This window comes from Halostella sp. PRR32 (assembly GCF_034808085.1).
In the GTDB taxonomy this organism is placed as follows: Archaea; Halobacteriota; Halobacteria; order Halobacteriales; family Natronoarchaeaceae; genus Halostella; species Halostella pelagica.
Window position 1 is genome coordinate 125,546 of record NZ_JAXHGL010000005.1, and the last position, 14,836, is coordinate 140,381.

Consider the following 14,836-nt stretch of genomic DNA (forward strand, 5'->3'; position numbering starts at 1 on the left):
CGGCCACGCTGTCGGTGGCCCTCTGCCGGCGGGCGTCCTCCTTCTGGCCGCTTCGCTCACACTTGCCGCTCTCTCGGCCGGGGGTAACGATGAGTAGCACTACCGACCCCGAGTCACTGGCGGACGTCGCGACCGGCCGGGATCCGGCGGGCAAACGGGAGACGCTGAACCCGTTCGACGGACCGGCCACGCTACTGGACGCGGCAAACGAACTCTGTCGAGGCTACATGGACCAGGAGCGCGACGGCTACCACCTTCTCGACGAGCATCACGGCGAGTGGCTGCGCCTGCTGGACGAACACCGGAAACTCGTCCTGAACTGTCACCGTGACGGGCTGAAGACGACGACCACGCTCGCCTACCTCATCCTGCGACTCGAATACGACCCCGGCTTCAAGGCCATCTGGGCGATGAACAACCAGGGCATGGCCACGGAAAAGGCCGACACCGAGTTCAATCGGATGGTCGAGCGCAACCCGTGGCTCGTCGAACTCAACAAAGGCCGGCGTCGCGACACGGTCAAGAAAAAGGAGTTCGCGAACGGGTCGACGCTGAAGGCGACGTGGCTCGACGGCGGTATCGACGGCGACCGCGCGCACCTGCTCGTCCTGGACGACCTCATCAAAGCGAAAGGTGACGGGGACCCGAAGGACGTCCGCGAGTGGATCGAGGGCACGGCCGTGCCGATGGTCAAAGACGACGGTCGGCAGGTGTTCCTCGGGACGCGCAAGCGCTCGGACGATATCTACGCTCACTACCGTGGTCTCCCCGCGTACACGGTCGCGGAGTACCCGGCGATACTGGAGTACTGGGAAGACGCCAACGTCACGGACAACAGCCTCGACACGCGCCGGCCGCCGACAGAGTACTACACCGAGGTCCCGGATCCCTGGACTGGCGGCGAGACAATGCAGGTCCTCTGGCCGTCGGCGCGTGGCACCGAATGGCTGGCCGAGAAGCGCGACGAGATGGCGGACTTCCGGTTCTGGCGGGAGTACTGCCTGGCCTTCATCGGGGGGTCGGGCAATCTCGTGGAGGCCGACGACGTCAACGTCGACGTCGAGCAAGGCGGATGTTCGATCCGGAACCGCGACCCGCCGCGGAAGTACCGCGCCGGCACTGGCGAGGCGATCGTCGTCGCACACGACCCGGCGAACAGCCCGACCGGCGACAACTGCGCGTTCGTGGCGTTTCTCCGACGACGGAACGGCGAGCGCGTCCTGCTGGATGCCCGTGCCGAACCGGGACTCTCCCCGAGCGAGGTGAAGGGCCAGCTCGTCGAGTACGACCGACGGTATGACCCGGCGATGATCGTCATCGAGTCGAACGGGATGCAGGGCTACATCGTCGAGGACGCGATCGAGTTCGACGCCCAACTGCGGGCAAAGGTGACGGGGCTCCCGACGAGCGAGGAAAAGCATTCGTGGGAAAACGGCATCCCGCGACTGCGGACGCTCGTTGAGAACGGCGGCATCCAGTTCTACCGCGGGCACGAACCCACGGAGGATTTCATCACGGCGCTCCAGTCGCTGGAACTCGACAACGGGAAGCTGGAAGGGCATACTCCAGATCTCATAGCTGCCTGTTACATGGCCGAGAAGGGCCTCCGGCGGTTCGACGTCCCCGACGAGGACGATGTCGACGACACTGGCGGGGACAGTGACCAGGACACCGACGGCGGCGTTTACAGCCTCTAATCCATGACCGACGACACTACCACCGACGACAGCACCGACCCGCCACGCCTGGAAGGCGCGTACTCCGAGCGCATGAGCGCAGCGACCACGGCGAAGGCCGAAGAGAGTCAGCAACTCCAGGAGCAACAGTTCGCCGACGCCCGTGGCGGCGCGATCAGCCCGCCGTACCCGCCGGCGCAACTCGCGAAGCTCATCGAGGTCAACACCACGCACGCGAAGTCCGGTTTCGCGAAGGCCCGAAACGTCGCTGGGTACGGCATCGAAATCGTCCCCCACCCCGAAGTCGAGGACCCCGACGAGAGCCAACGCGAGATCGCCGAGGAGTTCTGGTTCTCCGGCGAGTCGGACTGGCAAGTCGGACCGATGGACGCCGAACGGGCGACGCCGGCGGACGTCCTCGAAATGATGTGGGGCGACTACGAGTTCATCGGGTGGTTCAGCGGCGAAGTCCTCACATCTCTCGACGGCACGCCGACGGGGCTGGCCTACATCCCCGCCCCGACCGTGCGCAAGCGCAAGGATGCCCCCGGATTCGTCCAGATCCGGAATGGCAACCTCCGATACTTCGGCGCGTTCGGCGACCGGTACACGGACGAAGATGAGTCCCGCAGCGACCGGCGGTTCGTCGACGCGGACACGGGGGCGGTCGGGCCGTCGGTCACCAACCCGGCGAACGAGCTGCTGTTCAAGCGCAACCACACGCCGTTCGTCGACCACTACGGGACGCCGGACATCATCCCGGCGATTCCCAACATCGACGGCGACCAGTCCGCCCGGGAGTTCAATATCGACTTCTTCGACGGGAACGCCGTCCCCCGACTCGCCATCATCGTCGAGGGCGGCGAACTGACGCAGAACTCGCGAGACGATATCCACAAGCTATTCCGAACCAAGCTGAAGGACAACGACCACCGGACGGCGATTCTGGAGGTGAACAAACTCCTTGAAGAGAAAGTGTCGGACTTCGCGACGAGCGACGGCGAGGACTCCCCGCGCATCCGCCTCGAACCGCTGACGGTCGGCGTCGACGAGGATGCGTCCTTTTTGGAATACCACGACTGGAACGAACACGAGATTCTGAAGGCACACGACGTGCCGCCGGTCGTCGCCGGCACGGTCGAGTCGGGGGCGTTCAGTTCCGACGCGGAACAGCAGCGAAAGCAGTTCCTCGAAACCGTCATCAAACCCAAACAGGAGTCGTTCACCGAGTTGCTGTACGAGACGATCCACCAGGCGCTCGGTGTCACGGACTACACGATCACGTTCAAAACACGCGGCGTCGACACACGCCTCTCCGACGCTCAAGTTGCGCAGACGCGCATCCAGGCCGCGCAGGGGATGATGACGGTTAACGAGGCCCGCGCCGAACTCGGCCTCGACCCACTTGACGGGACCGCCGGCGAGATGCTCATGGCCGAAGTCGGCGGGATGGGCGCGCCCGGTGGCGGCGGTGGTGGCATCGGCCAGGCCGTCGAGGAGCTCGTCGACGACCGTGTCGATGACGTCCGCGAGGACCTCCGGCAGGACGTCCGCACCGAGGGCCGACTTCAGTCGGCCAGGGGCGACGACTAATCATGTGTTCCACCTGCCACAGGGCCGGCCGGACACTCGTCGCAAAGGAGATCCCGCCGGAGGCCCGGGCCGCTATCGAGCGCTTCTTTCGGGACTTCGCCGGCACTGTCGACGATGTCCGCGTCGACCTGGTGGACGCTGTTCGCAACGGCGACCTCGACCCGTCGACGACGGCCGGCGTCCGGGCGTTCGTCGAGGAGACGGTCGGTAACTACACGGCCAGTTTCGAGACGGTGTTCCGCGAGGGGCTGGAGGACGGCGCGAAGGCAGGCCGGGCCGTGGCGTCGCGGCGCTTCGACCTGGACGTCGGCTTCGAGACCGTCCCGCAGCGGACACTCGACGCCCTTGAGGACTGGTCGGTGCAGGCCAGCGACGAGGTCACGTCTCGGTTCGCCGACGACATCACGTCGTTCGTCCGCACCGCACACGAGGAGGGGCTGTCGGTCCCGGACCTTGCCGATACGCTCAACGACGACCTGTTCGAGGGACGGCTGCAGGACTGGGAAGCCGAACGGATTGCCCAAACCGAGACGGTCTCCTCGTCGAACGCCGGGTCGCACTCGGCGTTCCGCGAGGCAGACAGCGTCGTCGGCGAGGAGTGGCTGGCGACGTTCGACGGTCGGCAACGCGACACCCACGGCAGTGCGGACGGGCAGATCGTGGCCGTCGACGGGACGTTCCTCGTCGGCGGGTTCGAGGCCGACCATCCCGGCGACCAGAGCCTGCCGGCAGCAGAGCGGATCAACTGCCGCTGCACGGTTATTCCCGTCTTCCGGTCGGATCTCTCCGAGTCGGAGTTCGCCCAGCTGGAGTCTGGCGGGCGGCTCAACGCCAGCGCTCCGACTGGCAACGCAGTCGCAGTGTAGCCGTCAGGTCCGATGACCGTCAGCGCGGGAGCCCCCGACTCCCCGCGCGAGCGAGGCCTGGCCGGGACGCAAACACGGATTCTCAGATGAGCAATAGCGATAAAGAGCGCGGCGAGAAGCGTGGTGTCCTGTCGACCGGCCAAGCCCGGAAACTGCAGGACGCCGACGCGGACGCCGACGATGACGACGAGGAGAACTGACACATGACTCTCTGGCACGACGAAGACGAGAACGAACTCGTCTGTCGCAGTGGGACGCAGGAGTTCCGGCTTGAACTCAAAGACCACGAACGCGAAGAACTCGCCCGCATCGTCGACGGGTTCCGAGACGACAGCGAGGAGTAACGCATGACAGTACAGAAAGACGAACAGGTCTCCAAGCGGGTCGAGTTCAAGGCGGCCGACGACGAGCGCCAGATCGCGACCGGCGTCGTGATGGTGCCGTTGAAAGTGGACCGCCAGGGCGACTTCGAACGCCCGGAGACGATCCGCGACTTCGCCGAGGACTACATGGCTCGCCTGCCGCAGGGCGAGGCCGCCCAGGGCGTCATGCACGCCGTCTGGCCCGACGAGCACATCACGCTGGTCGAGAACACGGTCCTCGACGCGCCCCGAGAGATCGGTGGCGAGGACGTCCCCGCGGGCTCGTGGATTCAGTCGTTCAAGTTCGAGGACAGCGAGCTCTGGACGCTGGTCCGCGACGACATTCTATCGGGCTACTCGATCGGTGCCGAGAGCGTCGAGTGGTCCGCCCCGATGGACCAGGACGACCTCCCGGATGACGTCGATGTCGCCGCCGACTACCCCGACGATGAACCGGTCTGGGAACTCCAGGGCGGGACAGTCGTCGAGAACTCGGCGGTCGACATCCCGGCGGTCCCGGACGCACAGATCCTCGCGACGAAGGACGCGGGCGAGAAGCGCATCGCGGACCTCATCGGCGACAAGGAACAGTTCGTCGCGGAGATGGCCGAACGCGGGCACTCCGACGGCGAGGCCGAGCGCCTCTGGACCTACCTCCGACGCGCCGTCGACGAGACTGATGTCGATGTCGAGAACGGCCGCGGCGATGGCTTGCTGGCGCGCATGAAGGCGATGATCAGCAAGTCAGACGGAGACAGCACGGCCTCGGCAGGGGCTGCAAAAGAGGGCCGGACGCTCTCGCAGGCCAACCAACACGCCATGTTCGCGTCGATCGACGCGCAACTCGACGTCCTCGACGACGCCGGCGTCGACCACGGGCTGACACGGTTCTCCGACCGCGAGGACTTTGACTTCGACGTCGCCGACTTCTCGGGCTCGACGGCCGCCGCCGAGGCCCGCGGAAAGGACGCACAGACTGACAAGGACGCCCCCGACGGCGAGACGTCGGACGCAGACAAGACCCACATGAGCGACAACGACGACTCTCTCGAAGAAAAGGTCGACGCGCTGGAGAAGCGCATCGACGAACTGGACGAACAGACCGACAAGAACGACGACGGTGGCGCGGACGACGACACGAAGGCCGTCGAGGAAAAACTCGACAACCTCGAAGAGAAGCTGGACGACCTGGCGAAGGCCTCGGGCCAGAGCCAGCAGCTCGACGCCGGCGACAACGAGGAGGGAAAGAGCGCGAGCAAGGCAGACCTCCTGGGGCTCGGGGGTGACGCCTGATGGCTGCGAAGGACAGCCTGCAGAAGGTCACGACTGGCGACCTCGGCACTGGCGGGACGCTGCCCCGCGAGATGTTCGACGAGTTCTTCACTGAAGTACAGGAAAATGCCGAACTACTCGACCGCGTCCGGACAGTCCCGGTCGGGCAGTCTGACACGCGGATCCCCAAGATCGGCGTCGGTGAGCGACTTCGCCGCGCACAGGGCGAGGACTCGACACAGAACGAGTCGGGTGTCAACACCGACTACGTCGACATCGACTGTGAGAAGGGCTCGGTCTACTGGAGCCTGACGCGCGAGACCGTCGAGGAGAACCCAGAGCGTGAGGATCTCGCCAACACTATCCTCTCGCTCATGTCGCAGCAGTGGGCTGTCGACACGGAGGACCTCGGCGTCAACGGCGACGAGTCCGATGCGGACGCGTTCATCAACCAGAACGACGGCTGGCTCACCATCGCCTCTGCCCGCGGGATGCCGACCTACTCCCACACTGACGGGAGCGGCAACGCGCAGCCCGTCCGGTCGGACCTGTTCCACAACGCCATCCAGACGATGGAGGACAAGTACGAGCGGATGGACCCGATCTTCGTCATGTCGAACAGCCAGGTCCAGCAATACTCGTTCCACCTCACCGAACGCGAGAGCGGGCTCGGCGACTCCGTGCTGTTCGGCGACTCCGAGCTAACGCCGTTCGACTACGATGTCCTCGGCCTGCCGACGATGCCGGACACTGAGGCGCTGTTCACGCCCGCGCAGAACCTCATCTACGCACTGCGCTACGACGTCCGCGTCGACGTCCTCAGCGAGTCCGACGAGACCTTCGACAACGACCTGTTCGCGAAGTACAAGATCGTCGGGAAGGACGACTTCGAGATCGAAGACGAGAACGCCGGTGTCCACATCACGGACATCGCGGCACCGTGAGGTAGCTCATGGGAGTTAGCTACACCATCGAAGAACGGCGGCTGCAGGGGCGCATCGGTCGCGAAACTGTCCTCACCGCGTCGTTCGACGCGAGCTACAACGCCGGCGGCGAGGCGCTCACCGCGAGCGACGCCGGGCTCGACGAGTACGGCGAAGTCGCCGTCCGGGAGACCGTCACCGAGAGCGGCTACGTCGTCGGCTACGACGAAAGCGCCGGCGTGCTGAAGGTCTACGAGGGCGGCGGCGCGGGCGCGACACTGCAGGAAGTCGCTGGCGGTACCGACCTGTCGACCGAGACAGTCCGACTTCTCGTCCGCGGGAGTGGGACAGCATGAAGGTCCAACTCGACAAGGACGGGCCTGCTCGTTACACCGTCGCCGGCGAGACCTTCGAGCCCGGCGACGTCAAGGATGTCAGCGACGGCCTCGCCGAGACACTGCTGGAGAAGCCGCATTTCTCCGAACCTGAAACTGGGACCGGCACCGACGAGACGGACGCCGACGCCGAGGCGTTCGACGCCGACGAGTGGCTCGACCAGGACTACGGGACCCGCGCCGACCGCGTCGAGGCTGGCGACGTCGACGAACACCTGGACGAGATTGCCGAGGTAGAGACCAGCGACACCGTCTCGGACGCCATCGGCGTCCGCCGCGCAGAACTGGAGGAGTAACGGATGCCACGAGCAACCCTATCGGCCGGCACGCCCGGCCGAGTCGACGCGACGCTGACGACTGGCCCGACCGCGCATATCGACGCCGATCTGCGCGTGTCCGGGCCGGGGGAGTAACACGATGATCAGTACTGCATACGCTGGCGAGGATCTTCCGATCCGAATCAGCTACCAGGCCGAAGACGGCACCGACACCGACCCGGATGACACGGACTCGGACGGCACCCCCGACGCCGACATCACTATCGTTGATGTCTCGGACGGATCCGAGGTCATCAGTGCGACGGCGATGTCCAACACGGGGACCGGGGCGTTCGAGTACGTCTGGGACACCGAGGTCGACGCCAACGGAGAGGGCAATTACCGCGTCGAGGTCGCTGCCGAGTTCTCCAGCGAAACCAAGATCACGAAGGACTCGATCACACTCCGATGACGTACGTCGCCCCCGAAGATCTCGAACACGAGCTGCCGTTCGACGAACACGACTTCCCGCTGCAGGATAGCGCGCAGTGGGACAGTGCCGTCGAGCGGGCGCTTGCCGCCGCATCGGAGCAGGTCGAGGAGTGGGGCGACACCCGATACGAGACGACCGACGCCACGACCACACTCTCGCGACCGGCGCACGCCGCCGAGTACGACCTCCCCCTGCCGAAGCGCCCGATCCAGTCGGTGGCGTCCGTCGATGCGGGCGGCGAGACACTGACCGAGGGCGACGACTACGTCGTTCACGAGACACACCTGGAGCTACTCCCGGATGCGGCCGTGTCGGAGTGGCCGACTGACCGGCGGTCGATCACTGTCTCGTGGACGTGGGGATACGACGGCGCACCGGAGCCCGTCAGGGAGGCAGTCATCCGACTGGCCCGGAACGCACTCGACCAGATCGAGACCGACGGCATCGGTAGCGACAACGAGTTCTCGTACCGCCCGCCGAGCGAGCTCAAACGAGAGTGTGCGGCGATGGTCAAACAACACGACGCGCCGTCGTACGGCAGCGGCGTGGGGGTAATCTGATGGCCCGCCACCGAAACCGGCAACGGGCAACGCACACTCTGGCGGCGACGCGCGAGGAGCAAGTCGACGAGGGCGACCACGGCGACCCGATTTACGACACGGTCGACATCGTCGAGGGCGAGCCTGTCCAGTTCGACAGTGGCGGCACATCGTTCGTCCGCGGTGACACGGGCGAACGCGTCGAGCGAACCCCGACGGTAGAGGGCCGCGGCGCGCTGGCCGACCTCCTGCAGGAGGGCGATGATGTCACGCTACGGCCGGCCGCCCCCGGCGCGAGCACGCTGTCGGGGCTGGAGGTCGTCAGCATCGACGCTGACTACGGTCGCCGTGCCCGCGCCGGGAGCGCCACCATCGAACTGGAGGGTGTCTAATGGACGCCACGCTGGAGTGGGACGGCGAGACGCCGGCCGACCGCGTCGCGATGTTTCAGGAGTTCACGGATGCTCTCCCGCAGCGCCTCGAAGCGGCGGTCGAGGAGATCAGCCTCCGCGTCATGCGGTCCGCGCAACGCCTGGTCAACGTCGACACTGGCCGTCTAAGGTCAAGCATAAAACAGGAAAGCGAGCGTATCGCCACGCACACTGTCCGCGCTATCGTCGGTAGCAACGTCGAGTACGCGCCGTTCCACGAGATGGACTACCCGTACTTGCGCCCGGCGTTCGAGCAGAACCGGCAGTTCATCCGCGAACGGATCGCGACTGCCGTCGAATCGGCGTGGGACGGGGTGATAACGTGAGTCAGTCCGACCGCGCGACTGGCCGCGTCCGCGACCTCCGCTCGCTCACGCTCCAGCGGCTCCGAAACCACTCTCCCCTGACCGATCGCCTGGCGTACGTCGCGTCGGTCTCCGACGGGGCGGACGTCATCATGCCGGCGTTCACGGCCGACAAGCGTCGGCGCGACGACGGCGCACCTGACCCGCCGGACATCACCGCCACCGTGTCGGTCGTCACCGGCTCGTCGACGCGGCTGAACCGCCAGGAACGCGTCAACCTGACCGTCCAGGTCGGGCTGGAGATGACGGCCGACACGCTGGGGACCAGGCAGGACGGCCACACCCTCGGTCTCGCTTGGCATGACGCACTCCGCGACGGGGTCTCGGCGGTGATGACAGCGCAAGTCGCAGAGTGGGAGGCCGGCGGCGAGACTGGCGGCACGCCGGAACCGCTCTGGGACGATTCGATCAACCGCTACCGGAGCGTCCAGCGCTTCGACGTATCACGATTCGACTAACGACGACTAACGACATACATGGCAACCAACCAGAAATCGCAAGAAAACGAAGTTGAAGGAAGCATCGTCCACGTCATCCACGTTGATGACTCCGGGACAGACCCGGTCAGAACCGTCCTCGCGCTCGCGACGAAAGACGATATCTCGGTGACGATCGACGAGGACAACGAGGACTTCAACGCCGCGGCCGAGCGCAGGACCCGGCGCTACCGAACGAACGGCACAGCGGACCTCGAAGTGGCATCGGCGATCGACGTCGACATGGAGGCGATGAAGCTCGCCGGCCTCGTCGACTCGAACGGAGATGTCACGTTCGACACCACCGACCGGCGCATCGAAGCCCCCGACGAATACGTCGAGATAGCGTATTTCCGCGACGAGGCCCAGGACTACGCCAACGCCGAACTCGTGCATCGGTTCCACGACGTCGAGGCGACGTCACCCGAGGTTGATCCCTCCGCGACGCCGCCGCTGCTATCGTGGACGTGGTGGGTCGAGTCGACCATCGAGTTCAACGCTGACGCCCTGTGACGATGAGCACCGATAGCTACGCCAACCCCGAGTTCGTCGAACAGGCGACTGACCAGGTCCGGGAGCAGAAACGAGAGCGCCGCGAGATGTCGGCGCTGCAACAGCGCATCGAGCAGAATCTCGAATCCGAGACAGTGGCGCTGCCCGTCGGCGGCGAGGCCGTCGAGTTCGAGACGTTCGGTCGCGAGCGATCCGAATGGGCGGCACTCCTGCAACAGCGCGTCCGCGATCTCGACGGCGACAACTACGCCGAGGCGTTCTCCAGCGAGGTCGACCGCGTCTACCGCACGCTCGGCGAGCACGCCGACCCCGACTGGATGGACATGGACTGGTGGGAGGACCAGGTGTCCATCCGGCGGGCGATCCAGTACATCACCAGCATCAACGCGGAGGCCGAGATCAACGAGGAAGACCTCGAACGCTTTCGCGGCGAGTGAGCACGGTCGCTGGACCGGCCGGCTGCTCGCGTACTACGGCATTGATTTTCAGCGCTGGTGTGAGATGAGTCCCAAGACGCGGCGCTGGCACAAGCACAACTACGCGGCTATCATGCAGGCGAACGAACATGGCATTTGAAGAACTCACTGGCACCCTCGAACTCGACGCGAGTGACTACGAGTCGGGAGTGAACAGTGCCGCCGACTCGTCGGAGGAACTCGTCAGTGCAACGGCTGGCGTCGAAGACCAGTTGTTCGCCCTCGACAGCGCCGGCGTCGCCGCTGGCGCAGGGCTCACCGCACTCGGTGGGGCGATAACCGGCGCGACCGAGCAATCAAAGGAGTGGCGCGAGACACTCGGGCGGACCGCGACCACGATGGGGATGGCCCGCGACGAGACGCGGGCGCTCGCGACGGAGATCAGCAACGCGACGTTCCCGATGGACGACGCGACCGCGACGATGGACGCGCTCGCGAGGCAGGGCATCACGACTGAAGAAGAGATGCAAGAGGTCGCGACGGCGGCCGACATGGTTGCCGACGCGACCGGCGAGACGGCCGCGAGCGTGGCCGAAAACGCCGGCCCCGCACTCGCGGCGATGGGCGAGGACGTGTCCGACCTCAACGAGCACATGGACACGTTCACGTACGTCGCTCGGAACACCACGATGACCGTCGACGACTTCTCGCGGATGGTCCGGAAGACGGGCCCCGAACTCCAGCAGATGGGGATGTCCGTCGACGAGACTGCCGCGATCATGGCGACACTGGAGGAACGCGGGATGGACTCCCGGACGGCGATGCGCGAATTCAGGCAAGCGGCCCGCGGCGCAGAGGGCGACCAGCAAGCGCTCATGGACTCGCTGAATCTGACGAGCGAGGAACTCGCCGCGCAGAAAGACGCCCTCGCCGCCGCCGAAGGCACGACGAAAGACCACGCCGAGGCCGCGAACGAAAGCATCAGCACGATGGACCGCCTTGGTCAGGCGCTCGACGAGGCGACACTCGCTGCGGGTGGCGTCCTCGAACCCGTTGAGGCGGCCGGCCCCGCGCTCATGGCGATGGGTGGGGCGATGACGACCGTCTCCGCGATCAACTGGGCGGCAGTCCCGTCGTTCAGCGCAGTGGCCGCAGCTGCCGCGCCTATTCTGCCGATCCTCCTCGGCCTCGCTGCTGGCTCCGCGGCGCTGTATGCAGCCTGGGAGAGCAATTTCCTCGGGATCCAAAATGCAACGTCCGCGCTGTTCGATGCACTCGGCAGCGGGTTTGACTGGCTCAAAGGCGTCGTCGCCGACAGTATCAGTTATGTCGTCGAGTTGGTCATGACGATCCCCGAAGCGCTCGGGAAGGCGATCGACAAGATCCCCGGAGTGGACTCCGAGGACGTTATCGGGACCATCGACACCGACGCGATCTCCGAGAGTCTGTTCCCTCCGGAGCCCAAGAAGGATGGCGAGAAAGCCGGCGAGGCGATGGGGTCGGGCGTCGAAGAGGGCTTCCAGTCCTCAAAGCCGGCGTACGGCTCCGAGGGCAAGTCTGACGGAAAGGAGTACGCGTCTGGGTTCCAGTCGGGCGTCGGCGAGGCACAAGGCATCGACATCATGAGCGACGGCCTGACGCCGGAGATGCGCGCCGCGATGGAGAGCGGCGTCGGGGGGTACGTCTCCGACCCGAGTCAGATGGAGGACGTCCCCACCGAGATCAGCACGGAACTGTACAACGCCATCCTCGACCAGCAGGGCAGCATCAGTCCCGAGGACCTCGGCGTCTCGGACGAAGAATTCAACGCGTTGAGTCAGCGCGCCGGCTACCGTGGAGCCATCAACGACACGTCTGGCCCCTCGAAGGCAGAGCGGCGCGACGCCGCTATCAACCTCGGCCAGCCCGTCGGCGAGCGCTCGTCGAGTTCGAGCACGTCGGCGCAATCCAGTCGCGGACGGTCGACGAGCGGACGCCCCCGGTCGTCGGGTGGCGGGAGCGGCCGAAGCCTGGACGATGTCGTCCAGGCGATCAAGAGTCTCCGCTCGACAGTCCGGTCGATGACCGTCGACGGCGAGGTCGCCGTCACGACTGACGACGAGACGCTGGAGTCGGTCATCGACGACCGCGTTGATGTCGCCCTGCGATTCGAGGCCGTCCAGACGAAGAACCGCGGCCTCAGGCAGTGAGCATCGCACGCGAACCAACCGTTTTCGACACGACAACACACCAATACAACAATCATGAGCGACTTCGCTGACTACCTCGAAACCGAGATCGCCGCTTGGGCGTTCCGTGATGTGCAGATGCCGACGCCACCGAGTACCGTCTACGTGGCGCTTCACACGGCCGACCCAACCGACGCAGGAACGAGCAACGAACTCGCCGCCGGGGGCTATTCGCGACAGAGCGTCTCGAATCCCGGCGGCTGGACCAGCTCTGGAAACACCGCAGAGAACGCCAACGGAATCGCGTTCGGCCCGGCGACCGAAGACTGGGGCGACATCACGCACGTTACCGTCTGGGACGGGAGCGCGAGCACGGACAACGTGCTCTGGGTGACGGCCCTGGACACGACGCGCACCGTGCTGACTGACGACGAACTCCGGTTCCGCGCCGGCGACCTTAGCTTCGAGGTGGACTGATGACGGATAAGCACTGGCCGCAGGACGCGGGGACGGGCCTGTCCCAGCAGTCGGATCGGGACTGGGCCGACGCCGCGCACATCGCCGCTGCGGCGCACGACGCGAACGGCACCGACTTCGTCGTCACCGGACTCGGGCTGACGAACCCCGACTACACGAACCTCACCATCGACGTCGACAGCGGGATGGCGAAGATCGCAGTGACGAACCTCTCGTCGCGGGACCACGGCGACGGCGTGACGACCACCTGGGACGAGGCGTCGCAGGTCTACTCGGCCGACGCCCGAACCGGACTGGCGCTCACTGACAGTGACATCAACGAGATCTGGTTGGACGCCGACCAGAGTTCGCCCGATGCTGTCTCCGTGACGGTCGTCGACTCCAGCGGGAGTGCGCCCGCAGCGCCGGCGCTGAAGATCGGCGAGGTCGACACCACGAACGACACGACGACGCAGTTGAACCGGGACCCTGACGCGTCGTTCGAATCGGTAGATGCAGAGAATGTAGATATTGGTGGACAAGATATCCAGATCGCTCTTGATGGAATGGTGGTTCCGGTGGGGCAGGGGCTTGGCCCGGAGGATGCGATCGATCCTGCGAACACGACGACGCCATTGCAGAATGCAACGGACGCCGTTGCGGGGACGTCCCACGGCTACGGGTCCGTTCTGCTCCCGCCTGCACAGATCACCGAAGACAGTCCATACAACCCCTCCCGTGGCGTATCTGTTATTGGATGGGGACGCGACGCCTCAGCGATCAAATTCCCGAGCACAGGGTCGAGTGCCCATGGCATCCATATGGATGCGTCGGGGTCGGGGGCGTATGCCAAATTCGACGGTTTCCGAATCATTGGCCCAGGTAATACTAACACAACTGGCGTCGGGTGGATGGTTGACGGCGGCAACGTGGGGAACGTCACAATCGGCGCGGTCGGCGTTAACAGTTGGGGCAACTCAGCGTTCCGGGTGAGCGACCCCGGATCGATCACCGCCTGGGAAGTCGGTAGCTGGCGGTCGAATTTCGTGACGCCGGAGGAAACCGGCGGCACCGGAACGGCGGTTATCGACGTACAGGGCGGACCAGCGAACATTTGGCATAGCCTGTATGTAATCCCCAAATCCGGAAATACCGGCGCAGACCAAACTATAATTACCTGTCAACGCGGGGACCACGAATTTCGGCAAGTCAATATCGGCGGTGCTGCGGACGCGATTGCCCATCAGTACGGCTCGGCCTCCATCACAATCGGAAACGTCAACTACGAACCGAGTGAAAACAACTCGACAAAAGGGTTCCTGATTGACGACACCAACGAAAACCCGATGCGGGTCGGGTCCGTCGAAGTCAACGGTGCGGGTAACGCAACCGACGTTAACCACGTCTATCGGACAAACGGCGGGTCGAGACATGCGGTCTTTGGCCCCGTGCAACCTGTCAACGGTGCCAGCCTGAACACGGGTGTGCTGCGGGTTAATGACACGAGCGTCCACGCCTATCTGTTCGCCGCTTCAGGCGATGTGACCAACGACAGCGGTGGAACGCTTTCGCCTGGGATAACGTGTTTCGAAGATCTGACTATCGTCACGTAAGGCCTGTAGACTAAACACCCGA

The 14,836-nt window shown here is 65.2% G+C and carries 18 protein-coding genes; all 18 read left to right on the top strand.

What is annotated here, in order from left to right; all coding sequences use genetic code 11:
• Window positions 1-89 precede the first annotated feature (89 nt).
• The 18 genes from SM753_RS16245 (at window position 90) to SM753_RS16330 (ending at window position 14,814) form a co-directional block, all read left to right on the top strand.
• Window positions 90-1,697: a hypothetical protein gene (locus SM753_RS16245; protein WP_323192405.1), complete on the top strand. Its 1,608-nt coding sequence runs from the start codon at window positions 90-92 to the stop codon at window positions 1,695-1,697.
• Between the two features lie 3 nt (window positions 1,698-1,700).
• On the top strand, window positions 1,701-3,269 hold the full coding sequence (locus SM753_RS16250) for a phage portal protein (RefSeq protein WP_323192406.1): 1,569 nt from the start codon (window positions 1,701-1,703) through the stop codon (window positions 3,267-3,269).
• A gap of 2 nt (window positions 3,270-3,271) precedes the next feature.
• Window positions 3,272-4,135, top strand: a complete 864-nt coding sequence (locus SM753_RS16255; RefSeq protein WP_323192407.1) for a phage minor head protein — start codon at window positions 3,272-3,274, stop codon at window positions 4,133-4,135.
• Window positions 4,136-4,338: 203 nt separating this feature from the next.
• Window positions 4,339-4,479, top strand: a complete 141-nt coding sequence (locus SM753_RS16260; protein WP_323192408.1) for a hypothetical protein — start codon at window positions 4,339-4,341, stop codon at window positions 4,477-4,479.
• 3 nt (window positions 4,480-4,482) lie between these two features.
• The gene (locus SM753_RS16265; protein ID WP_323192409.1) at window positions 4,483-5,790 is read left to right on the top strand and encodes an XkdF-like putative serine protease domain-containing protein; all 1,308 of its coding nucleotides are present in this window, start codon (window positions 4,483-4,485) and stop codon (window positions 5,788-5,790) included.
• Window positions 5,790-6,713, top strand: a complete 924-nt coding sequence (locus tag SM753_RS16270) for a phage major capsid protein (RefSeq protein WP_323192410.1) — start codon at window positions 5,790-5,792, stop codon at window positions 6,711-6,713. The genes SM753_RS16265 and SM753_RS16270 overlap by 1 nt, the downstream gene beginning before the upstream one ends.
• 8 nt (window positions 6,714-6,721) lie before the next feature.
• Window positions 6,722-7,048, top strand: coding sequence for a hypothetical protein (locus SM753_RS16275; RefSeq protein WP_323192411.1), 327 nt, complete (start codon window positions 6,722-6,724; stop codon window positions 7,046-7,048).
• A complete protein-coding gene (locus SM753_RS16280) occupies window positions 7,045-7,383 on the top strand; it encodes a hypothetical protein (protein WP_323192412.1) in 339 nt (112 codons plus the stop codon). The genes SM753_RS16275 and SM753_RS16280 overlap by 4 nt, the downstream gene beginning before the upstream one ends.
• Window positions 7,384-7,504: 121 nt before the next feature.
• Window positions 7,505-7,816 (top strand): hypothetical protein, encoded by a 312-nt coding sequence (locus SM753_RS16285; RefSeq protein WP_323192413.1) that lies wholly within the window; start codon window positions 7,505-7,507, stop codon window positions 7,814-7,816.
• Window positions 7,813-8,397 carry a hypothetical protein gene (locus SM753_RS16290; protein ID WP_323192414.1) on the top strand — a complete coding sequence of 195 codons (585 nt, stop codon included), beginning with the start codon at window positions 7,813-7,815 and terminating at the stop codon, window positions 8,395-8,397. Before SM753_RS16285 ends, SM753_RS16290 begins: the two co-directional genes overlap by 4 nt.
• The gene (locus SM753_RS16295) at window positions 8,397-8,768 is read left to right on the top strand and encodes a hypothetical protein (RefSeq protein WP_323192415.1); all 372 of its coding nucleotides are present in this window, start codon (window positions 8,397-8,399) and stop codon (window positions 8,766-8,768) included. The genes SM753_RS16290 and SM753_RS16295 overlap by 1 nt, the downstream gene beginning before the upstream one ends.
• The gene (locus SM753_RS16300) at window positions 8,768-9,133 is read left to right on the top strand and encodes an HK97 gp10 family phage protein (protein ID WP_323192416.1); all 366 of its coding nucleotides are present in this window, start codon (window positions 8,768-8,770) and stop codon (window positions 9,131-9,133) included. Before SM753_RS16295 ends, SM753_RS16300 begins: the two co-directional genes overlap by 1 nt.
• On the top strand, window positions 9,130-9,630 hold the full coding sequence (locus SM753_RS16305) for a hypothetical protein (protein ID WP_323192417.1): 501 nt from the start codon (window positions 9,130-9,132) through the stop codon (window positions 9,628-9,630). Before SM753_RS16300 ends, SM753_RS16305 begins: the two co-directional genes overlap by 4 nt.
• Window positions 9,631-9,648: 18 nt before the next feature.
• Window positions 9,649-10,161, top strand: a complete 513-nt coding sequence (locus tag SM753_RS16310) for a hypothetical protein (RefSeq protein ID WP_323192418.1) — start codon at window positions 9,649-9,651, stop codon at window positions 10,159-10,161.
• Window positions 10,162-10,163: 2 nt separating this feature from the next.
• Entirely contained in the window at window positions 10,164-10,598 is a 435-nt protein-coding gene (locus tag SM753_RS16315; protein WP_323192419.1) for a hypothetical protein, read from the top strand.
• Window positions 10,599-10,726: 128 nt separating this feature from the next.
• A complete protein-coding gene (locus SM753_RS16320; RefSeq protein ID WP_323192420.1) occupies window positions 10,727-12,766 on the top strand; it encodes a phage tail tape measure protein in 2,040 nt (679 codons plus the stop codon).
• Between the two features lie 54 nt (window positions 12,767-12,820).
• A complete protein-coding gene (locus tag SM753_RS16325) occupies window positions 12,821-13,222 on the top strand; it encodes a hypothetical protein (protein ID WP_323192421.1) in 402 nt (133 codons plus the stop codon).
• Window positions 13,222-14,814: a hypothetical protein gene (locus tag SM753_RS16330; RefSeq protein ID WP_323192422.1), complete on the top strand. Its 1,593-nt coding sequence runs from the start codon at window positions 13,222-13,224 to the stop codon at window positions 14,812-14,814. The genes SM753_RS16325 and SM753_RS16330 overlap by 1 nt, the downstream gene beginning before the upstream one ends.
• The last annotated feature ends 22 nt before the right edge of the window (window positions 14,815-14,836 follow it).